22 protein-coding genes are annotated in these 20,957 nt (G+C 60.3%); 19 read left to right on the top strand and 3 right to left on the bottom strand.

The window, feature by feature from the left end:
• Positions 1-13: 13 nt before the first annotated feature.
• The 16 genes from miaB (at position 14) to trpB (ending at position 15,565) form a co-directional block, all read left to right on the top strand.
• Complete coding sequence (gene miaB / locus ACP15P_RS08485; RefSeq protein ID WP_424928036.1) at positions 14-1,330, top strand: tRNA (N6-isopentenyl adenosine(37)-C2)-methylthiotransferase MiaB; 1,317 nt, start codon at positions 14-16, stop codon at positions 1,328-1,330.
• Positions 1,331-1,414: 84 nt separating this feature from the next.
• Complete coding sequence (locus ACP15P_RS08480) at positions 1,415-2,449, top strand: PhoH family protein (RefSeq protein WP_424928035.1); 1,035 nt, start codon at positions 1,415-1,417, stop codon at positions 2,447-2,449.
• 5 nt (positions 2,450-2,454) lie between these two features.
• The gene (ybeY, locus tag ACP15P_RS08475; protein ID WP_424928034.1) at positions 2,455-2,940 is read left to right on the top strand and encodes an rRNA maturation RNase YbeY; all 486 of its coding nucleotides are present in this window, start codon (positions 2,455-2,457) and stop codon (positions 2,938-2,940) included.
• Between the two features lie 41 nt (positions 2,941-2,981).
• Positions 2,982-3,908, top strand: coding sequence for a hemolysin family protein (locus ACP15P_RS08470; protein ID WP_424928033.1), 927 nt, complete (start codon positions 2,982-2,984; stop codon positions 3,906-3,908).
• Positions 3,909-3,919: 11 nt separating this feature from the next.
• The gene (gene lnt / locus ACP15P_RS08465; protein ID WP_424928032.1) at positions 3,920-5,449 is read left to right on the top strand and encodes an apolipoprotein N-acyltransferase; all 1,530 of its coding nucleotides are present in this window, start codon (positions 3,920-3,922) and stop codon (positions 5,447-5,449) included.
• A gap of 158 nt (positions 5,450-5,607) precedes the next feature.
• A complete protein-coding gene (locus ACP15P_RS08460) occupies positions 5,608-5,967 on the top strand; it encodes a helix-turn-helix domain-containing protein (protein ID WP_424928031.1) in 360 nt (119 codons plus the stop codon).
• 67 nt (positions 5,968-6,034) lie between these two features.
• Positions 6,035-7,204: a methionine adenosyltransferase gene (gene metK, locus ACP15P_RS08455; RefSeq protein ID WP_424928030.1), complete on the top strand. Its 1,170-nt coding sequence runs from the start codon at positions 6,035-6,037 to the stop codon at positions 7,202-7,204.
• Between the two features lie 31 nt (positions 7,205-7,235).
• Entirely contained in the window at positions 7,236-7,961 is a 726-nt protein-coding gene (gene trmB, locus ACP15P_RS08450; protein ID WP_424928029.1) for a tRNA (guanosine(46)-N7)-methyltransferase TrmB, read from the top strand.
• Positions 7,962-8,041: 80 nt separating this feature from the next.
• A complete protein-coding gene (gene aroA / locus ACP15P_RS08445; RefSeq protein ID WP_424928028.1) occupies positions 8,042-9,400 on the top strand; it encodes a 3-phosphoshikimate 1-carboxyvinyltransferase in 1,359 nt (452 codons plus the stop codon).
• 145 nt (positions 9,401-9,545) lie between these two features.
• Complete coding sequence (cmk, locus tag ACP15P_RS08440) at positions 9,546-10,163, top strand: (d)CMP kinase (protein WP_424928027.1); 618 nt, start codon at positions 9,546-9,548, stop codon at positions 10,161-10,163.
• A 109-nt stretch (positions 10,164-10,272) separates the two neighbouring features.
• Positions 10,273-11,955: a 30S ribosomal protein S1 gene (gene rpsA / locus ACP15P_RS08435; RefSeq protein WP_424928026.1), complete on the top strand. Its 1,683-nt coding sequence runs from the start codon at positions 10,273-10,275 to the stop codon at positions 11,953-11,955.
• Positions 11,956-11,962: 7 nt separating this feature from the next.
• Positions 11,963-12,877 carry a signal peptide peptidase SppA gene (gene sppA / locus ACP15P_RS08430; RefSeq protein WP_424928025.1) on the top strand — a complete coding sequence of 305 codons (915 nt, stop codon included), beginning with the start codon at positions 11,963-11,965 and terminating at the stop codon, positions 12,875-12,877.
• 84 nt (positions 12,878-12,961) lie between these two features.
• Positions 12,962-13,243: an integration host factor subunit beta gene (gene ihfB / locus ACP15P_RS08425; protein ID WP_424928024.1), complete on the top strand. Its 282-nt coding sequence runs from the start codon at positions 12,962-12,964 to the stop codon at positions 13,241-13,243.
• A 29-nt stretch (positions 13,244-13,272) separates the two neighbouring features.
• Complete coding sequence (locus ACP15P_RS08420; RefSeq protein ID WP_424928023.1) at positions 13,273-13,614, top strand: LapA family protein; 342 nt, start codon at positions 13,273-13,275, stop codon at positions 13,612-13,614.
• Positions 13,615-13,623: 9 nt separating this feature from the next.
• On the top strand, positions 13,624-14,262 hold the full coding sequence (locus ACP15P_RS08415; RefSeq protein WP_424928022.1) for a phosphoribosylanthranilate isomerase: 639 nt from the start codon (positions 13,624-13,626) through the stop codon (positions 14,260-14,262).
• A gap of 82 nt (positions 14,263-14,344) precedes the next feature.
• Complete coding sequence (trpB, locus tag ACP15P_RS08410) at positions 14,345-15,565, top strand: tryptophan synthase subunit beta (protein ID WP_424928021.1); 1,221 nt, start codon at positions 14,345-14,347, stop codon at positions 15,563-15,565.
• Between the two features lie 35 nt (positions 15,566-15,600).
• Here the strand turns inward: trpB and ACP15P_RS08405 are convergent, their stop codons facing one another.
• From ACP15P_RS08405 to ACP15P_RS08395, 3 genes are read right to left on the bottom strand one after another with little or no spacing between them, the layout of a single operon-like run.
• The gene (locus ACP15P_RS08405) at positions 15,601-16,257 is read right to left on the bottom strand and encodes a LutC/YkgG family protein (RefSeq protein ID WP_424928020.1); all 657 of its coding nucleotides are present in this window, start codon (positions 16,255-16,257) and stop codon (positions 15,601-15,603) included.
• Positions 16,254-17,672 carry a LutB/LldF family L-lactate oxidation iron-sulfur protein gene (locus ACP15P_RS08400; RefSeq protein ID WP_424928019.1) on the bottom strand — a complete coding sequence of 473 codons (1,419 nt, stop codon included), beginning with the start codon at positions 17,670-17,672 and terminating at the stop codon, positions 16,254-16,256. The genes ACP15P_RS08405 and ACP15P_RS08400 overlap by 4 nt, the downstream gene beginning before the upstream one ends.
• Positions 17,669-18,427, bottom strand: a complete 759-nt coding sequence (locus ACP15P_RS08395; RefSeq protein ID WP_424928018.1) for a (Fe-S)-binding protein — start codon at positions 18,425-18,427, stop codon at positions 17,669-17,671. Before ACP15P_RS08395 ends, ACP15P_RS08400 begins: the two co-directional genes overlap by 4 nt.
• Before the next feature lie 181 nt (positions 18,428-18,608).
• Between ACP15P_RS08395 and ACP15P_RS08390 the strand changes: the two genes are divergently transcribed.
• From ACP15P_RS08390 to ACP15P_RS08380, 3 genes are all read left to right on the top strand, one after another.
• Positions 18,609-19,253, top strand: coding sequence for a 50S ribosomal protein L25/general stress protein Ctc (locus ACP15P_RS08390; RefSeq protein WP_424928017.1), 645 nt, complete (start codon positions 18,609-18,611; stop codon positions 19,251-19,253).
• A gap of 183 nt (positions 19,254-19,436) precedes the next feature.
• Positions 19,437-20,135 carry an aminoacyl-tRNA hydrolase gene (gene pth / locus ACP15P_RS08385; RefSeq protein ID WP_424928016.1) on the top strand — a complete coding sequence of 233 codons (699 nt, stop codon included), beginning with the start codon at positions 19,437-19,439 and terminating at the stop codon, positions 20,133-20,135.
• Positions 20,136-20,229: 94 nt separating this feature from the next.
• Positions 20,230-20,880 carry a DUF998 domain-containing protein gene (locus ACP15P_RS08380; RefSeq protein WP_424928015.1) on the top strand — a complete coding sequence of 217 codons (651 nt, stop codon included), beginning with the start codon at positions 20,230-20,232 and terminating at the stop codon, positions 20,878-20,880.
• Positions 20,881-20,957 lie beyond the last annotated feature (77 nt).

Here is a 20,957-nt window from a genome sequence, read left to right as displayed (position 1 = left end):
GTGAAAGTTTCTGATGTCCGAGTCCGCGAAAAAGCTGTTTGTTAAAACCTATGGTTGTCAGATGAATGTCTATGACAGCGAACGGATGGCTGCGGCTCTGGCTCCGAAGGGCTATTCCCGCACGGAAACGCCCGAGGACGCGGACCTGATTCTGTTAAATACCTGCCATATCCGCGAAAAAGCCGCCGAAAAGGTCTACTCGGAACTGGGTCGCCTCAATCCGCTGAAACAGTCCAATCCGGACCTTCGCATCGGAGTCGCCGGCTGCGTGGCGCAGGCCGAGGGTGAAGAAATTCTCTCCCGCGCACCGGGCGTGGACCTCGTGGTCGGCCCGCAGGTCTACCATCGCCTGCCAAAAATGCTGGAACAGGTGCAGGCCGGTGAACGGCCCCTGGAAACCGATTTTCCGGAAGAGGATAAGTTCGACCATCTCCCCGACTGGGCCGCGACGCGCAAATCACCGACGGCATTCCTGACCATTCAGGAAGGCTGCGATAAATTTTGCGCGTTCTGCGTGGTGCCATACACCCGCGGGGCCGAGGTTTCGCGACCCGCGGGCCGCGTGGAGCAGGAAGCGCGGCAGTTGGCTGAGCGTGGCGTGGTCGAAATCACACTGCTCGGCCAGAACGTGAACGCCTATTGCGATGTTGATGGCGTAACTTTGGCCGGTCTCGTGGACCGGCTGTCAAAGATCGAGGGCCTGCAGCGAATTCGCTATACCACCTCGCATCCGAACGACATGGCCGATGACCTGATCGACGCTCACGCGCGTGAGGAAAAACTCATGCCCTACCTGCACCTGCCGGTGCAGTCGGGCAGCGACCGCATTCTCAAGGCCATGAACCGCAAACACACGGCTGCGGAATATCTCGCGCTGATCGAGCGGATTCGCGCGGCCCGTCCGGATATGGCGTTCTCAGGCGACTTCATTGTCGGCTTTCCTGGCGAGACGGACGAGGATTTCGAGGCGACATTGCGAATTGTTGAACAGGTCCGATACGCCCACGCCTATTCCTTCATCTACTCGCCGCGGCCAGGCACACCCGCCGCCGGGCGCGAGGATGTACCACAGGACGTGAAATCCGAGCGTTTGCAGAGGCTTCAGGCACTCATCAAACAGTATCAGGTGGAGTTCCAGGAAAATCTCGTTGGGCGCACCCTGCCGGTGCTGCTGGAAAAACCTGGACGCAATCCGGGGCAGATGACGGGCAAATCGCCGTATTTGACGGCAGTGCATCTTGACGCTCCAAAATCTCTGGCCGGGTCGATTGTCGATGTACGGATTACGGCCTCGGCACCAAATTCCCTGTCGGGTGAACTCGTTGGCTGAAATTGGCGGCCAACAACCTTGCACGAAGCCCATGTCTGGGGCAGTCTAAAAACATCACTAAGTCCATTCTTCGCCGGAGGGCCTTTGCCTATCGACAATCTGGATCCGACGGGCGGTGGTGCCGCCCAGTCCGACAGTATTCTTGAGTTCCCCGATAATCGTCTGTTGATCGATCTGTGTGGCGAACTGGACCGAAACATCGTGCAGATCGAGGAACGGCTGGGCATCGCGATCCACCGGCGCGGCAACCATTTGGCCATCCACGGCGACGAGCCCGAGCGGCAGGATGCGGAGCGCGTGCTGCGTAATCTCTATGCGCGTCTCGAGGCCGGTCGCACCGTGTCGTCCGGAGAGATTGACGCCGCGATTCGCATGGGAAGCGATTCCCCCGCACCCGGAGAGGTCGACCGAAAACAGCTCGCCGATCCGCAGATGGAAATGTTCGGCGGCGAGAAGATGGAAATCCGGACCCGTCGCAAAATCGTCGAGCCGAGAACATCCGCCCAGAAGCAGTATGTTCGGAACCTGTTTCGGAACGAGCTTGTCTTCGGGCTTGGGCCCGCGGGTACAGGCAAAACCTACCTTGCCGTTGCCGCGGCCGCCTCGATGTTCATTGAGGGTCGGGTGGATCGAATCATTCTGTCCCGCCCCGCGGTTGAGGCGGGCGAGCGTCTGGGGTTTCTGCCCGGCGACATGAAGGACAAGGTCGATCCCTACATGCAGCCGCTCTACGATGCGCTGAACGATTTCTTCCCGCCCAAGCAGGTGCAGAAGATGATCGAGGACCGCGAGATTGAGATCGCGCCCCTCGCGTTCATGCGCGGGCGTACCCTGTCCAATGCGGCTGTCGTGCTTGACGAGGCGCAGAATGCCACGACCATGCAGATGAAAATGTTCCTGACCCGTTTGGGGGAGGGCGGCCGCATGGTGATTACCGGCGACACGACCCAGATTGACCTCCCGCGTGGCGTCATGTCGGGCCTCGTCGAGGCCGAGCGTGTCCTGCGTGACGTGAAGGGCATCGGCTTCACCCGTTTCTCGGCCGAGGACGTGGTGCGCCATCCGATGGTCGCGAAGATCATTCGCGCCTACGAGACGGCCAGGCCCTACGACAGCTGAATGCCATGAGCCCTGCTGACACCGGCCCCGTAGATCTGGTTGTCGAGGACAGCCGCTGGGAGGCGGTGGGCCTTGAGGATCTGGCCGACCGTGCGGCGGTTGCGACCCTGACGGAAATGGGGCGCGATCCCATGGGGCATGAGATCAGTCTTCTGGCCTGCGACGACGCGCGCATCCGAACGCTCAACGGCGAGTTTCGCGGAAAGGATGCCGAAACCAATGTCCTGTCATGGCCCGCGTTTGAAGGCGACATTCCGCGCAGTGATCCTACGGGTCTGGTTTTTCTGGGAGACATTGCCATTTCCTTCGATACGTGTGAACGGGAGGCACGGGACGGCGGTAAGAGGTTCGAGGGCCATGTCAGCCATCTTATTGTGCACGGAATCATGCATTTACTCGGTTTCGACCATGTTGAGGACGCTGAAGCTTACGAAATGGAAAGAATTGAGGCGAATATTCTTGCAACCTTGGATATCGCGAACCCATATTGAGACTACGCGGTTAGCGACCGTGATCTTTTTGGACAGGAGAAATGGAAGAACAATCTAGCGGGGGCAACACCGATAACGTTGCTGGCGCCGACGAACCGGACCCTGAAAGTCCTGGCAAAACGTCCATGATTTCGCGCCTCTTCGGGTTTTCGAATGCCGGTGATGAGGAACGCGAACCTAATGCGGTTCAGGTGTCCAACGCCACGGAGTCCCTGCGGGCCCAGGACATGCTGGTGAACCTGCAAAACATGCGGTCGCTCAAGGTCAACGACGTGAGTGTTCCCCGCGCCGACATTGTCGCCGTACCGGTTGAATCGGGAATAGATGAGCTTCTGGAGGTGTTCCAGACGAACACCTGGAGCCGGTTGCCGATTTATTCCGAGAATCTCGACCAGCCCATTGGCCTTGTGCATCTGAAGGATTTCGCGCTCCGCTACGGTTTTGGGAAGCCGACGGATGATTTCGACCTTCGCACGCTCGCCCGCCCGCTGCTGTATGTTCCGCCCTCCATGCCAATCGGTGTTCTGCTGCACAAAATGCAGATCGCCCGAATTCACATGGCGCTGGTGATTGACGAATACGGTGGCGTTGACGGTCTTGTCACCATTGAGGATCTGCTGGAACAGATTGTTGGTGAGATTGCCGACGAGCATGACGAGGACGAGAGCAGCCTCCTGATTCAGGAAAGCCCCAACACCTACGTTGCCGCGTCGCGGATGGAGCTTGATGATTTCGAGGCCGAAACCGGACTGGCGCTCGCCATGCCCGACAAGGATGAGGAGGTCGACACCCTCGGTGGTCTCGTGTTCCGCATCGCCGGTCGCGTGCCGGAGAGGGGCGAGATCGTGATCCACGAGGACGGCCACGAGTTCGAAATTCTCGACGCGGATGCGCGACGGATCAAACGTTTGCGGGTCAGCATCAAGACGGATCATTCCACCGGCACGATCGCCAAAGCCGCCGAATAGATGCGCCCCGGATGACAGGGATTCGGGCGCGGATCCGCGACCTGACGGGCTGGCGGGGGGTGTTGTGCTCCCTGCTGGCCGGTATGGTTCTGGCGCTCGGGCATGCGCCCGTGTCACAATTCTGGCTCCCGGTCCTGGCCCTTCCGGTCATTCTATGGCGCCTTGAGGGCGCGACCGGGCCGCGTGGTGCCGCGCGGGTCGGATGGCTGGTGGGCCTCGGATATTTCTGCGTTCTGCTGAACTGGCTGGTTGAACCTTTCATGGTTCAGCCCGAAATCCACGGTTGGATGGCGCCTCTTGCCCTGATCGGCATGACCGGCGGTCTCGCTCTGTTCTGGGCGATTGCATTTGGTTTTGCCCGGCACCTTTCCGTTCCAGGCAGGTCGCCCACGCTCCTGCTGGTCTGCTGCTGGACCGCCACTGAATTTGCGCGCGCCCATATTCTGACCGGATTTCCCTGGGGTCTCCTGGCCTATATTTGGGTGGAGACGCCCGCCATTCTGGTCGTCTCGGTCATCGGCTCGCACGGCCTTGGTTTTCTCACGCTGCTGGCCGGTCTTATGCTCGGGCATTCAAGCCTTCGGACCGGCACGGTTGCGGTTGCCTTGATCGCGGCATTTTTTGGTTTCGGTATCTGGCAGCTCAATCAGCCACTTCCGGAACGCACGGAGCCCCTCCGCGTGCGCATAGTGCAACCCAATGCCGCGCAGCATTTGAAATGGCTTCCGGAGTACCAGCCGGTCTTTTTCGAACGCCTGCTCAGTGAAACCCGCAAACCGGCGGAACGTGCCCCTGACGTGGTAATCTGGCCCGAGACGGCGGTCCCGTTCCTGCTCGGCGAGCAGCCCCAATACCAAACACTGATCACCGACGCGGCAGGGGACGGTGCCGAGGTCATACTCGGCATACGGCGGCTGGAGCGGACTGATGCTGGAAACAGATGGTTTAATTCGCTGGCCGTTCTTGGGCCGGATGGCGAAGTAATTGCGGATTACGACAAACATCATCTTGTGCCATTCGGTGAATACATGCCGCTTGGCCATCTTGTCGGGCGTCTCGGCATTACCGGATTAACCGGAACGGGCTTCTCGGCCGGGCCCGGTCCGGAGGCTCTTGAGACGGAAAATTTGCCAAGTTTTCTGCCCCTTATCTGCTACGAGGCGGTCTTTCCGCATGAAATGCGGGCACCGGGGATTCGCCCGGAGTGGTTAATTCAGGTCACCAACGACGGCTGGTTTGGAAAATATTCAGGACCACAACAGCATTTTGATCAGGCCCGTGTTCGCTCTATTGAACAGGGTCTGCCAATGGCGCGGGCGGCCAACACGGGTATCTCCGCGATTATTGACGCCCGGGGGCGTGTCATAAGTTCTTTAAATTTAGGGGAATTTGGCTCCATTGACGCCGATCTGCCAAATTCTCTCCCACCAACACCCTATTCCCGCTTCGGTGATTTGCCGGCGATTGTCGTAGTTGTCTCAATTTTTATGTTAACTCTACTAAAAGTTATTGGTGGCGTTTCCATCCGCGAAAGACAATAACTCGTTTCAGGAGTAACTGAGGATCCTGATTTCCAGTATCGGGATTAAACCGGGCAGTAAGACCGGGGGGATTTTCAGATTGTATAGAGTACTAGGTGGGTTGAAGAGTGTCTGTTACCTCATTTGCGAATATAGTGGATAAGCATGTCGGGCAAAGAATGCGTGCCCGTCGTGAGTCCCTCAAAATCAGTCAGGGCCGTCTTGGCCGTCATCTTGGAGTTACTTTCTCCCAGATCCAGAAATACGAGAAGGGATCGAACCGGATTGGCGCGGGCCGTCTGTACCAGATCGCGCTGTTTCTCGGTGTAGGTCCGGAATACTTCTTCGAGGGTATTGCGTCCGAAGGCACCCAGGATGCGGGCACGCCGGTTCAGGCCGTCGCGGCGAATTCGGACGAGATCCGGGTTCTGACGGATGCGTTCTCCGTGATCACCGACAGTGTCACACGTGCATCGGTTCTGGCTCTGGTTCGCTCCCTGTCTGCTGAACAGCGTAAGGGCCGTCCCTTCGGCCGTTGACCACTTACGTTGCACTGTCGTAGGGAAGCACCTGAACAAATAACTCTTTTGACGACAGGTGCTGATCATGAGCAGTCGGGGAAATTACCTCTTTACGTCTGAATCGGTGTCCGAGGGCCACCCGGATAAAGTCTGTGACCGCATTTCAGATGCTGTTCTTGACGCCTTTCTAACTGAGGATCCGGAGGCCCGCGTGGCCTGTGAGACCTTCGCGACCACTGACCGGGTCGTCGTTGGCGGTGAGGTCCGGGGTGCACCAGGGATTCTAAGTAAGGTTGAGCAGATCGTCCGCGACTGTGTCCGTGACATCGGCTACGCGCAGAAAGGTTTCCACTGGGAAACCCTTTCCGTCCTGAACCTGCTGCATGGTCAGTCCGAACAGATTGCGCAGGGCGTCGACGCCTCCGAGAACAAGGAGGAGGGCGCCGGCGACCAGGGCATCATGTTTGGTTTCGCGACCGATGAAACCCCGGCGCTTATGCCTGCACCGATCCATTACTCCCATGCCATTTTGCGCAGCCTCGCCGAGGCGCGCAAAAGCCGCAAGGAGCGCCGTCTTGGCCCCGATGCCAAGACGCAGCTTTCCCTGCAGTATGTGGATGGCCGCCCGGTCTCCGTGTCCTCGCTCGTTCTCTCAACCCAGCACCTCGACGGCAACATGACGTCCGCCGACGTGCGCGAGATGGTTGAACCTTATGTCCGTTCCGTTCTGCCTGAGGGGTGGCTGACCGACGATACGATCTGGCACGTGAACCCCACGGGCAAGTTCGTAATCGGTGGTCCGGATGGCGATGCCGGTCTGACCGGCCGCAAGATCATCGTGGACACTTACGGCGGCGCGGCCCCGCATGGCGGCGGTGCATTCTCCGGCAAGGACCCCACCAAGGTTGACCGCTCCGCAGCCTATGCCGCCCGTTATCTCGCGAAAAACATCGTCGCCGCCGGTCTGGCGAAGAAATGCGTTCTGCAGGTCTCCTACGCGATCGGCGTGGCCCGGCCGCTGTCGATCTATGCGGACACGTTCGGCACCGGCACCGTGCCGGAAGAGGTGATCGAAAAAGCCGTGTCCAGCGTGATGGATCTCAGCCCGCATGGTATCCGGACCCATCTCGGCCTGAACCGCCCGATTTACCAGCGCACCGCAGCTTACGGCCATTTCGGACGTGAGCCGGATGCGGATGGCGGCTTCTCCTGGGAGCGGACCGATTTGACAGATGCGCTGAAGGCGGCTGTATAGGCGCCTGACCAGGATCTGACCGGACCAGAACATGACTGAAGAGACCCCCGCCGGGGAGCAGCCGTGGATACGGCGCAAACTGTATGGCCGCCGCAAGGGCAAAGCGCTGAAACCGTCGCAGGAGCGGCTGATTGGGGAACTGCTCCCCCGGGTGAACATCCCCGGGGTGGCCGGCCCCGAGGACCCCGACCGTCATCCGGTGGACCTTACTGCTCTTTTCGGTGACGCACGTCCTGTCTGGCTTGAGATCGGCTTCGGCGGCGGCGAGCATCTGGCGCACCAGGCTTCGAAGAACCCTGATGTCGGCATGATCGGGTGCGAGCCCTACGTGAACGGTGTGGCAAAACTGCTTGCCAAGATCGACGCCCAGGGGCTTTCAAATGTTCGGGTCCATCCCAGCGATGCGCGGGACATGATCGAACTGCTGCCCCAAAACAGTCTCGACCGCGTGTTTGTGCTCTACCCCGACCCCTGGCCCAAATCCCGCCATGCGGGGCGCCGGTTCATCAACCCCGGCAATCTCGATGGGCTTCAACGCGTGATGAAACCGGGGACGCATCTGCGCCTCGCCACGGACATCCCGCAATATGTCGAGCACGCGCTGGAGGTGGTCGAGGCCCATGAGGCGTTTGACATCGCTACGCCGAAAAAACCCGACTGGAGCGTCGCCTGGTCCGACTGGCCCGGCACGCGGTATGAGGCGAAGGCGCTCGCGGCCGGTCGCAGTCCGCATTATCTGACATTCATTCGGAAATAGCGCGAACGGTTATCAGCCCTGGTGGACCAGCGAACCGGGATACTCTAAAGACTTCGCCGAATTTACCGAAAGGAATGACCGTGTCGTCACATGGAGAGCCCAAACCCGTTTTCGCCCGCGCCACCCGTGGTCTTTCCGGCATCGCAACCGTTCCCGGCGACAAGTCGATTTCCCACCGGTCGCTGATCCTCGGCGCTCTCTCAATCGGTGAGACCAAAATCACCGGTCTGCTGGAGGGCGATGACGTTCTGGACACCGGGCGCGCCATGCAGGCGTTCGGGGCCCAGGTCGAGCGCAAGGGCGAGGGTGAGTGGTCCGTCCATGGCGTGGGCGTCGGCGGGTTTCGCGAACCGGATCAGGTCATCGACTGCGGCAATTCGGGCACGGGCGTGCGGCTCATCATGGGCGCGATGGCCACCTGCGACATTTCCGCGACCTTCACAGGTGACGCAAGCCTGCGCAGCCGCCCAATGGGTCGCATCACCGATCCGCTGGAACTCTTCGGCACCCGGTCCTGGGGCCGTCGCGGTGGCAAACTTCCCCTGACCGTTGTAGGCGCGGCCAATCCCGTACCTGTTAAATATACAACACCAATGCCTTCGGCTCAGGTCAAATCGGCAGTGTTGTTGGCCGCCCTGAATGCGCCGGGAACAACTGTCGTGACCGAGCGGGAGGCGACACGCGATCACACCGAACGGATGCTCGCGGGCTTTGGGGCGACCATTTCGACCGAGCGGACAGACGAGGGCAACGTCATCACCCTGACCGGCCAGCCCGAACTGACGGCGCAGACCGTCTCCGTGCCGCGTGATCCCAGCTCTGCCGCGTTCCCGGTAGCGGCCGCCCTGCTGGTTGAGGGCTCGGAAATCACGGTGCCAGGCGTCAGCCTCAATCCCACACGTTCCGGCTTCTATGACACCGTGCGCGAAATGGGCGCGGACATTGAGTTTTCCAACTCCCGTGAGGAAGGCGGCGAGCCCGTCGCTGACCTGATCGTGCGGTTCTCGGCACTCAAGGGCGTCGAGGTTCCGCCGGAGCGCGCCGCCTCCATGATCGACGAATATCCGATCCTGACGGTTCTGGCCGCCAATGCCGAAGGAAAAACCGTCATGCGTGGCGTGAAGGAGCTGCGCGTCAAGGAATCCGATCGCATCGACGCCATGGCCCGCGGCCTCGAGGCCTGCGGCGTGACCGTCGAGGAGGGACCCGACTTTATGATCGTCCACGGCCAGGGGCCGGGCGGTGTTGCGGGCGGCGCCACGGTGGAAAGCCGTCTCGATCACCGCATCGCCATGTCGTTCCTCTGCCTGAGCCTGAGTACCCGCGACCGGGTGACCGTCGACGATGGCAACCCGATCACCACCAGCTTCCCGGATTTTGTGAACCTGATGCGCGGTCTTGGCGCTGAGATCGTCGACGCCGTCCCGGCGCAGGCCTGAACCTCACGTTTTCGCGAGTGCCTTTTGCCTGTGCAGCCGGTTTAAAATTTGGAAGGTTCGCCCGCATCGGCCCGCTCAAGGGGAAATCCGTTTGCATGCAACCACCTGGGACCGTATTTCTCGATACCAAAGCAGGGAGGATGGCATGAAATTTACCGTTGCGGTGGACGGACCGGCGGCTGCGGGTAAGGGTACGATTTCACGTCGTCTGTCAAACGATTTTGGATTTCGCTATCTCGACACCGGGCTTCTCTACCGTGCGGTTGGTGTCATCGCCCTCCATGACGGACAGGGTGTGCTTGACCCCCACTGGGCGGTGGAAATAGCCCGGCGCCTGACCGAAGACGACATGGACCGCGACGATCTCCGCACCTCCCGTGCCGGTCAGGCCGCTTCCAAGGTTGCCGCATTGCCGGAAGTTCGTGAGGCCCTGCTCGAATTTCAGCGCGCCTTCGCCCGTCGCGAGGGTGGTGCGGTACTGGACGGTCGAGACATCGGCACGGTGATTTGCCCGGATGCGGATGTGAAGCTTTTCGTCACCGCGTCGGACGAGGTCCGGGCTGCCCGCCGCCATGCGGAACTCAATAACGGACAGAGTTTTGAGCAGGTTCTGGCCGACCTCCAGGCCCGCGACGCAAGGGATGCCGGGCGGGATACCGCCCCCATGGTTGCGGCCGGCGACGCCCACTTGCTGGATACGACAAAATTGTCTATAGACGCGGCCGTCGAGCAGGCGACAGCCTGGATTAACGAGCGCCTTTGATGGTTTGAGACAGCGTCTCAGCCGCAAGGCGCTGTTTTTGCAGGTTCATTTCCGTGAAAGACCGGTGGAATCAACCGCCCGGCCAGAAACATGAACTTTGGAGAACTATATGCCAGGTACGGCAACAATGGAAGATTTTGAAGCTCTTCTGAATGAGAGCTTCGAGCTTGTTACCCCCGACGAGGGTTCCGTCGTCAAAGGCACCGTCCTTGCCATCGAAGCAGGACAGGCCATCATCGACGTAGGCTACAAAATGGAAGGCCGCGTCGACCTTAAGGAATTCAGCGCCCCCGGCAAAGCCCCCGAGATTGAGGTGGGCGACACCGTTGAGGTTTACCTCGACCGTGTCGAGAATGCCCGTGGCGAAGCCGTTCTGAGCCGTGACAAGGCCCGCCGTGAGGCCGCTTGGGACCGTCTCGAGAAGGCATTCGAGAAGGAAGAGCGCGTCGAGGGTGCAATCTTCGGTCGCGTCAAGGGTGGTTTCACCGTCGATCTGGGTGGCGCGGTTGCGTTCCTTCCCGGCTCCCAGGTGGATGTGCGTCCCGTGCGCGACGCCGGCCCCCTGATGCACATGCCGCAGCCGTTCCAGGTTCTGAAAATGGACCGCCGTCGTGGCAACATCGTTGTGTCCCGCCGTGCTGTTCTCGAGGAAAGCCGTGCCGAACAGCGCGCCGAGGTTATCGGCAAGCTCCAGGAAGGCAACACCATCGACGGTGTGGTCAAGAACATCACCGAATACGGTGCGTTCGTTGACCTGGGCGGTGTTGACGGTCTTCTGCACGTTACCGACATGGCATGGCGCCGGGTCAACCACCCGTCCGAGATCCTGAATATTGGCGAAACCGTCAAGGTACAGGTCATCAAGATCAACAAGGACACGCAGCGTATTTCGCTCGGCATGAAGCAGCTTCAGGACGATCCCTGGAACGCTGTTGAAGCCAAGTTCCCGCTGGGCAGCCGCCACACCGGTCGCGTTACCAACATCACCGACTACGGTGCGTTTGTTGAGCTTGAGCCGGGCGTTGAGGGTCTCGTCCACGTCTCCGAGATGTCCTGGACCAAGAAAAACGTCCATCCGGGCAAAATCGTTTCCACCAGCCAGGAAGTTGAAGTCATCGTCCTGGAAATCGACACCGCCAAACGCCGTGTCAGCCTTGGTCTGAAACAGACCCAGGGCAATCCGTGGGAAACCTTTGCCGCCACGCACCCGAACGGCACGCCGGTTGAGGGTGAGGTCAAGAACATCACCGAATTCGGTCTGTTCGTTGGTCTCGAGGGCGACATCGACGGCATGGTTCACCTCAGCGACATCGACTGGGACCGTCCGGGCGAGGAAGCCATCCAGGATTTCCGCAAGGGTGACATGGTCAACGCTGTTGTCACCGACGTCGACATCGAGAAGGAGCGCATCTCGCTCTCCATCAAGGCTGTTGACGGCGATCCGTTTGCCGATGCCGTTGAGGGCGTCAAGCGCGGTGACATTGTGACCGTAACCGTGACCGCAATCGAGGACGGTGGTATCGAGGTTGAGTACGACGGCATGAAGAGCTTCATCCGCCGCTCCGACCTGTCCCGCGACCGCTCCGAGCAGCGCCCTGAGCGCTTCACGGTTGGTAACAAGGTCGATGCACGGGTTACCAACATCGATCCGAAATCCCGCCGTCTCGGCCTGTCCATCAAGGCCCGTGAGATTGCAGAGGAAAAAGAGGCCGTTGAACAGTACGGTTCCTCCGATTCCGGCGCGTCCCTCGGTGACATCCTTGGTGCGGCCCTGAAGCAGCAGGACGACTGATCCAACCATGAACGCCATTGAGCGTGATTTCTACGAGGAGCGGCGCCGGAAGTGGCGCCGCTCCGCATTTTGGAAGGGCTTCTTCGTTGCGGTCCTTCTGGCCATCGTTATTTCCTTTTTTGCCTTTTCCGACAGTTTCCGCGGCAGCCGTGAGCATGTGGCCCGCTATCAGATCAACGGCATAATCTCCGACAGCATCGAGCGCGATGACCTGTTGAGCGACCTGGCGCGTGACCAGGACGCCAAAGCCGTGATCCTCCGCATCAACTCCCCAGGCGGCACAACCGCCGGGTCCGAGTCGCTGTTCGCCTCCATCCGCAAAATCGCCGAGGACCGGCCCGTGGTCGCCGTCATGAGCGAGGTCGCGGCATCCGGCGGCTACGTTGCCGCCATCGCGGCCGACCACATCGTTGCCCGCGGCAACACCGTCACCGGCTCCATCGGCGTCATCATGGAATACCCGGACCTGACCAATGTTCTGGACCGCCTCGGCATTGAGGTGGAAACGGTCAGATCATCTGAACTCAAGGCCGAACCCTCGCCGTGGCGTCCAACAAATCCCGCGGCCCGGGCCCGTGACGAGGCGCTGGTCGCCGAGAGTTTCATCTGGTTCCGCGACCTTGTTGGCGAACGTCGTGACCTGTCCGGGGCGGAGCTTTCGGAAGTCGCCAATGGTGGGATTTTCACCGGACGTCTTGCGGTGGCAAATGGCCTTGTGGATGAACTCGGCGGCGAGTCCGAGGCCCTGGCCTGGCTCGATTCGCAGCAGCCGGGCGTCGGCTCCCTTCCGGTCTACGATTGGAAAATTGAGCAAGATGAACCGCTTCTGGGTCGATTATTGGGCAGAATCGGCATCAGCAAGACATTTCTTTCGGAAATTTCCCGCCAGGGTGACTTAATGCTCTATTCCATCGGTCAGTGAATCCTGCCAATATGCCCGCATAAGGAAATCTGAATTCCTGGTGTTAGCGGAAAAAACACTGACAACGATTCAATAGGGACGGCGATGATCAAATCCGAACTGATTCAGAAGATTGCCGAAGAAAACCCGCACCTGTATCAACGTGACGTTGAGCGTATCGTGGGTACCATCTTTGATGAAATTATTGAGGCCATGGCGGATGGTCACCGTGTTGAGCTGCGCGGCTTTGGCGCGTTCTCCGTCAAAAGGCGCGACGCCCGGCAGGGACGCAACCCCCGCACCGGGGATGCCGTCGAGGTTGAGGAAAAATTTGTTCCTTTTTTCAAGACTGGTAAACTGCTTCGCGAACGCCTCAACGAGGAATAGTTTCGCGGCACTGAACTCTGGGGGCGCGTATGCGGACTGTAAAAATCATTATCCTCGCGGTCATCCTTCTGGCGATCGTGGTACTGTCGGTTGCCAACCGTGAGCTTGTAACGCTCAACATGCTGCCGTCGGCGCTCGACCACCTGATGCCGGGAATGCGTTTTGAGGTTCCGCTTTTCGTGGTGATCCTCTGCTCGATCGTGATCGGTCTCGTGATCGGCTACCTCTTCGAGTACCTGCGCGAATACAAACACCGCCGCCTGGCCTCCCAGAAGATCCGCGAGGCCGACAACCTCAAGCGTGAGATGGAAGGCCTGCGTCGGGAGGTCAACAAGCCCAAGGACGACGTGCTTGCCATCCTTGGGAACTGACGCACACTCATGAAAATCAAGATCTGCGGTCTTAGAACCCGCGCCGATGTCCGGGTCGCGGCGGAGGCGGGTGCCACCTATGTGGGCTTCGTCTTCTTCCCGAAATCCCCCCGCAACATCACGCTCGGTGATGCCGCCTGGATCGCCCCGGCCCTGACTGGCGACATTCTGGGAGTGGGGCTGACCGTGGATGCGAGCGACGAGGACCTGGCCGCGATCCTCGAGGCAATTCCGCTAAACATGATCCAGCTGCACGGCCATGAGAGCCCTGACCGCGTGCGTGAGGTGCGGGAGCGCTTCGAATTGCCCGTGATGAAGGCCGTGGGCGTTGCGACCCATGAGGACCTCGAGGCGCTGGATGCCTATAGCGAAGTGTCCGACATGGTTCTGGTCGATGCGCGCCCCGAGCCCAACGCGGACCGTCCCGGCGGCAATGGTCAGGCCTTCGACTGGAGCCTCATCCAGCAGCGGAAATGGACGGTGCCCTGGCTGCTCGCCGGTGGTCTCAATCCCGAAAACGTGGGCGAGGCCATCCGGTTCACCGGCGCGACCCAGGTCGATGTGTCCTCCGGCGTTGAGAGCCGGGCAGGGTACAAGGACCATGACCTCATCCGGTCATTTGTGAAGCAGGCCAACGCCGCCTCCTGACCGGTTCCCTCTCGACGTGCCGTTGCGGCCTGTTTACAACGGCCCAACCAGGCATGAGCCATTCCAAAAGGCGGTACGATCCATGAACGTCAATACTCCAAACTCCCTTCGTGCCGGTCCTGACGAGCGGGGCCGTTTCGGTGATTTCGGCGGACGCTTCGTCTCAGAGACGCTCATGCCGCTGATCCTCGACCTTGAGGCCGAGTACGAAAAGGCCAAAAGCGACCCAACCTTCTGGGCCGAGATGGACGATCTGTGGAAACACTATGTTGGTCGCCCCAGCCCGCTCTACCACGCCGAACGCCTGACGGAGCACCTGGGCGGGGCTAAGATCTACCTCAAGCGCGACGAGTTGAACCACACCGGCGCGCACAAGATCAACAACGTGCTGGGCCAGATCCTGCTCGCCCGTCGCATGGGCAAAACCCGGATCATCGCGGAAACCGGCGCCGGTCAGCATGGCGTGGCCACGGCAACCGTTTGCGCCCGGTTTGGCCTGAAATGCGTGGTCTTCATGGGCGCCACGGATGTAGAGCGCCAGAAGCCCAACGTATTCCGCATGAAGCTCCTCGGGGCCGAGGTCGTGGCCGTGAAGGCCGGTGCCGCGACGCTGAAGGACGCCATGAACGAGGCCATGCGCGACTGGGTCACCAATGTGGACGAGACCTTCTACTGCATCGGTACGGTCGCCGGGCCGCATCCCTATCCCGCGCTGGTGCGTGACTTCCAGTCCATCATCGGCAAGGAAGTCCGCGAACAGATGCAGGAGCGGGAAGGCCGTCTGCCGGACTCGCTTGTCGCCTGCATCGGCGGTGGCTCAAACGCCATGGGCCTGTTCCACCCGTTCCTCGATGACACCGACGTGCGCATCGTCGGCGTTGAGGCCGGCGGACATGGCGTTGACGACCGCATGGAGCACGCCGCGTCCCTGACCGGTGGTCGCCCGGGCGTTTTGCACGGCAACCGCACCTATCTGTTGCAGGACGCGGACGGCCAGATCATTGAGGGCCATTCCATCTCAGCTGGCCTCGACTATCCCGGCATAGGTCCAGAGCATTCATGGCTCCACGACATTGGCCGCGTGGAATATGTCAGCGTGACGGACAAGGAGGCGCTTGAGGCGTTCAAGCTGTGCTGCGTGACTGAGGGCATCATCCCGGCGCTTGAGCCGTCCCATGCACTCGCCCATGTGACCAAAATCGCGCCGGACCTGCCGAAGGACCACATCATGGTCATGAACATGTGCGGCCGCGGCGACAAGGACATCTTTACCGTCGCCGAAGCCCTGGGTGTTGATATCTAAGCGTATTCCGGCCCTTGCGGCCGGAACGCGCCGCCTCAGCCCACCATGAACAGGTGCAGCGCAACCGGCCCGTGGGCGCCGAGTTGCAGCACCTGACCAATATCCGCAGACCGTGACGGTCCGCTGACCATGTTGACTGTCCGCGGGTCCAGTCCCCGTTTGCGGAAGTCGCCCCACATGTCCTCGAATCCGGACCGCAGATCCTCGGTGCGCAGAACCACAAAATGCGTTTCGCCGAGGAAGGTCAGCGTCACCGGGTTGTCTGGCCCGGAGGTCAGGACCAGTGTACCGGTCTCCGCGATGGCAAACTGCGCCCGGCTCAGCGTGACGGGCTCTTCCAGCCGCCCCGGACCGCGTGAGACATCCAGTGACCCCCAGTCCTGTGCGTGGAACATCGGGTCCTCGCCCATCCGAATTGCGGCGGGCAGGTTGCGCTTGCGCAATTCCCGCGCAACGGCATGGGCAATCTCGTCCTCGCTGGAGACCCGTGTGACGGTGGTGTCGTTCGCTTCAAGTTTCTCAAGAAACTGGCGCAGTTTCTGCGGCCCCGTGGCCTGGCCCTGATGGGGCACGATGCCTTTGGGACCGGTAATCATCCGCTCAGCCACCTGAGCCTCGCGGTCGGTTGCGGCTTCCGGGCGGGCCAGCGCCGCGTCACGGACGCGGGCTAGGATGGTGTCTCGGGCGCTCATCGTTTGCCTGCCTTCCACTGGTCCATGAAGGTGCCGCCCTGCGGAGCGGGGAAGTCACGGAACTTCGTCCAGCCGCCCGCCAGTGGCAATTTTGAGAATTTTGATTTGCCCGTGATCCCCAGCGAACGGTTGGCAATACGTGCCGCAAGCCGGTAGGCCCAGGGGCGCTGCGCGGCCCAGGCCCAGACGCCGAGTCCGTAGCGGGTGGCCGACGGGGTGAGGTTCTTTTCAAATTCCCGTTCACGCCAGCTTCGCATCATCTTTGGCAGAGGGATCCGCATGGGGCACACGGCCTCGCAACGCCCGCAGAAGGTAGATGCGTTGGGCAGCTGGCCGCCTTCCTCCACCCCAATGAGTGAGGGCGTCAGAACGGCGCCCATCGGCCCTGGATAGACCCAGCCATAGGCATGGCCGCCGACGCTCTGGTAGACTGGGCAGTGATTCATGCAGGCGCCGCAGCGGATGCAGCGGAGCATTTCCTCGAACTCGGTGCCGATCATGTTCGACCGGCCGTTGTCGAGCAGAACGACGTGGTATTCCTCCGGCCCGTCCGGGTCCTCGCTGCGTTTGGGTCCGCTGGAAAATGTCGTGTAGACAGACATTTCCTGACCCGTGGCCGATCGCGCCAAAAGACGCAGGAGTGTGGCGCTGTCCTCGAGCGTTGGGACGATTTTCTCCAGTGATGCCATGACGATATGAACTTTGGGCAGCGACTGCGACAGGTCGCCGTTGCCCTCGTTCGTCACGATCACCGACTGTCCGGTCTCCGCGATGAGCATGTTTGCACCGGTAATGCCGACCTCGGCCTCAAAATACTTGGCCCGCAGCTCCGCACGGGCCTCGGCCTGAAGGCTGGCAAGTTCCGAGAGGTCACGGTCCGGAGGCAGGTGTGCGTGATGCTTGCGGAAGGCCTCCTCAATCTCCGGCACGGTGACATGTACGGCGGGGGCGATGATATGGCTGGGGATTTCGCCGCGCAGCTGGATGATGTATTCGCCGAGATCCGTTTCGACGGGCTTGATGCCATGTTCGGCAAGATGGTCGTTGATCCCGCATTCCTCGGAGATCATCGTCTTGCCCTTGTTCACGGTTTTCGCGTTTGATTTCCGACAGATATCAAGAACGATCCGCCGCGCGTCCTCGGCGGTTTCGGCCCAGTGAACATGCCCGCCCGCTTCCGTGACCTTTTTCTCGTAGGCCTCCAGATAGAGGTCGAGATTGGCAAGAACATGGTTCTTCATGTCCCGCGCCTGATCCCGGATGTCATCAAACTCGGGGACATTTGCCCGCGCAGCGGCGCGTTTGGCGATGAAATTCCCTCGGGACCCGCGCAGGGCGGCCTGGAGGTTGCGGTTGACCAGCGCCTCCTGGGAGTTGCTTTTGAAGGCCGAGGAGGTCGGGACGTGTCCGCTCATTTGTCCTCTCCGATGGCAGGGGTTTTGGTGTCTCCAGCAAGGATTTCAACCACATGCCGGGCCTTAAAGGTGCGTCCCTCGCGGCTGGCCTTGCCGGCCATGTTCATCAGACAGCCGAGATCGCCGGCCAGTACCATGTCCGCACCGGTATCCGCAATGTTGCGGGTTTTGTCGGAAACCATTGAGTTTGAGACGTCGGGAAACTTGACGCAGAACGTGCCACCGAAACCGCAGCAGACATCGTTCTCAACCATTTCCCGCAGTTCCAGCCCCTCAACCGACCCCAGAAGCTTGCGGGGCTGTTCGGAGACGCCAAGGCTGCGCAGGCCGGAGCAACTGTCGTGATATGTCACGGAGGTCGTCAGGGCCTGTTTTACATCGCTGATGCCGAGCACATCGGTCAAAAAGGACGTGATTTCATGGGTTTTCGCGGCGAGTGCCTTCGCGCGGGCGACCATGGCCTCATCGCCCTTAAACATCTCCGCATAGTCCTTGACCACCGTCGCGGCGCAGGAGCCGGAGGGGGCGACAACGTAGTCAAATCCTTCAAATTCCTCGATAACCTGCGCGGCCAGTGCCTTTGCGTGCTCCCGGTCGCCCGAATTCCAGGCGGGCTGGCCACAGCAGGTCTGGCGCTGCGGAACCTCGACGGTGCAGCCAGCGTCCTCCAGCAGTTTTACCGTTGCGAAACCAACGGAGGGGCGAAACATGTCAACAAGACATGTCACTAGCAGGGCAACGCGGGGTGCGGACATGGAAGGACTTTCGCTTCAGGCTACTGTTTTTTCGGCACTATAGTCACACCCGACCGGACCACAAGCGGGTCGGGAGCGCAATTAAGGCTTCACATTCCGGGCGGGGTCATATAGACGCGCGCATTCGTGGCCCTACACCCTTGGAGGAAGGCCACCTGACACTGAAAAAAGGAAAAAGCCAATGGCAAAAGAGACACCGGTTCTCGACGCTACGGCGCGCACCGAAAGCGGCAAGGGGGCCGCTCGACGGGCACGCAAAGCAGGTCTGGTCCCAGGCGTGATTTATGGTGGCAACAAAGAGCCCATCAAAATCAACGTTAAATTCAATGAGTTGCTGAAGCGTCTGCACGCGGGCAAGTTTCTCTCGACCCTGATCGACGTGATTGTTGATGGCGAGAAGAACCACGTGATCTGCCGTGGTGTGCAGCGTGACGTTGTAAAGGACCTGCCGACGCATGTGGATTTTCTGCGTCTGGGTGACAAGTCCCGTGTGAGCCTGATGATTCCCGTTGAGTTCATCAACGAGGAAACCTGCCCGGGCATCAAGCGTGGCGGCGTTCTGACCATTGTGCGCAACGAGGTTGAGCTTCGCGTGACCGCAGGCAACATCCCCGACCACCTCACCGTGGACCTGGCCGGCAAGGAAGTGGGTGATACCATTCACATTTCCGAGGTTGACCTGCCGAAAGGCACTCGTCCGACCATCGACCGTGACTTCGTTATCGGCAACATCCAGGCACCTTCGAGCCTGCGCTCCGAGGACGATGAGGAAGCCGGTGATGAGGCTGAGGCAGCGGAAGAAACCGCAGAGGCTTCCGAGGAATAATTTCCGCCTCGAACGTGATGAAATACGGAACGCGCTACGGGAAATCGTGGCGCGTTTTGCTTTTGAGGTGGCGCATCCGGTGACTCATTTGGCACAGATGAGCATGAATTTGGCACAGATTGAGAGTCAGATGGCACAGATTGTGAGTCAAATGGCGCAGATTGCACGGAAAGGAGACGTTTCGTGAAGCTTCTCGTTGGTCTTGGGAACCCTGGTGCGAAATATGCGGCCAACCGGCACAATGTTGGTTTCATGGCCGTCGATGCCATTGCGGACGGTCATGGATTTGGTCCGTGGCGGAGCAAGTTCAACGGCGTCATTTCCGAGGGCCGCCTGGGCGGGGAAAAGGTTCTGCTGCAAAAGCCGGAGACCTACATGAACCTGTCCGGGGATGCGGTGCAGGCGGCGATGAAATTCTACAAGCTGGAGCTTGGCGACGTCATCGTGTTTCACGATGAGCTTGACCTGGCACCGGGCAAATTGCGGATCAAGACCGGCGGTGGTCATGCGGGGCATAACGGGCTGCGGTCGATTGACGCGCATCTGGGACCGGGGTTTTCGCGGGTGCGGATCGGGATCGGGCATCCGGGCGACAAACGGCTGGTGTCGAATTACGTGCTGGGCGATTTTTCGAAATACGACAATGACTGGCTGGAGCCGATGCTGGACGGGATATCGGAAGGGGCCGACGATCTGGTGCGGGGGGATAACTCCGGGTTCATGAACGCGGTGGCGCGGCGGCTTGCGCCGAACAAACCGCAGAAGCAGGCGAAAGCGCCGGAAGCCAAACCGGCCAAAAAACCCGCGCCGGTGGCCGAGCCGGAACCGGAGCCGTTGGACGAGCGCACGATGCTTCAGAAACTGGCGGACCGGTTCAGGTAGGATCGGGCGGTCAGGTCTCGAACAATGTCCGCGTCCTCGGGACAGGAACCAAACGCCCCTTTGCATGTTGGTTTTTCAACCTCGAGGAACCGCAATGACAAAGACAGCGAAGACCAGTTCCGGCATGCATGTTGAGACGACCGAGCAGCCGGGGCTTTTGCGGTTCTTCAGTTTCCTCGCGCTTTTTGGGTGTGCCGCTCTCGCGGTGTCCATCCTGATCGCGGATATTGTGGTGCCGGATCATGACTGGATTGACGACACGATCAGCGATCTCGGCGCGGGGCGCTATGAGTTCATTGTTGATATTGGCCTCTACGCCTTTTCGGCGGCGCTGATCGGGTTGGCGGTCTCGGCCGCGCATGTGCATTTGGGCAACCGGGGCTGGAGCGTTGGGATCGTCGCGCTCGTTCTCTTCGGTCTATTGGTGTTTCTGATCGGCGCACGCAACGAATACGGTGATGCTGACAGCGACGGCTGGGTCATTCATGTGTATCTGGTCTATGCCCTCGGCGTAGCCCTCGCCGTTATATGCTTTGCCATGGCGCGCGGGGCGGGACGCGCCAGCCCGCGCTATCGTACGGTCCTGATCGCCAGCGGCGTTGTCTGGGTGGTGTCGGCGCCGGTGTTTTTCTTTCTGCCCACGGATGTGGACGGTCTGTACGAACGCTATCTCGGCGCGGTGTCTTTCGTGCCTGTCCTGACGCTTGCACATCTGTTTTACCGGCGCTCAAAGCTTCAGGGATGAGCTGAGGTTCCCCGAAGCCGCGTTTTTGCCATATTTCCTCGAAAAAAAATCGACGGAAATTCACTCGGCTTCCGTTG

It is taken from the genome of Amaricoccus tamworthensis, from assembly GCF_049800875.1.
GTDB classification, from domain to species: domain Bacteria; phylum Pseudomonadota; class Alphaproteobacteria; order Rhodobacterales; family Rhodobacteraceae; genus Amaricoccus; species Amaricoccus tamworthensis.
The sequence above is the reverse complement of the archived record's forward strand: the minus strand, read 5'-3'. Positions and strand labels throughout refer to the sequence as shown.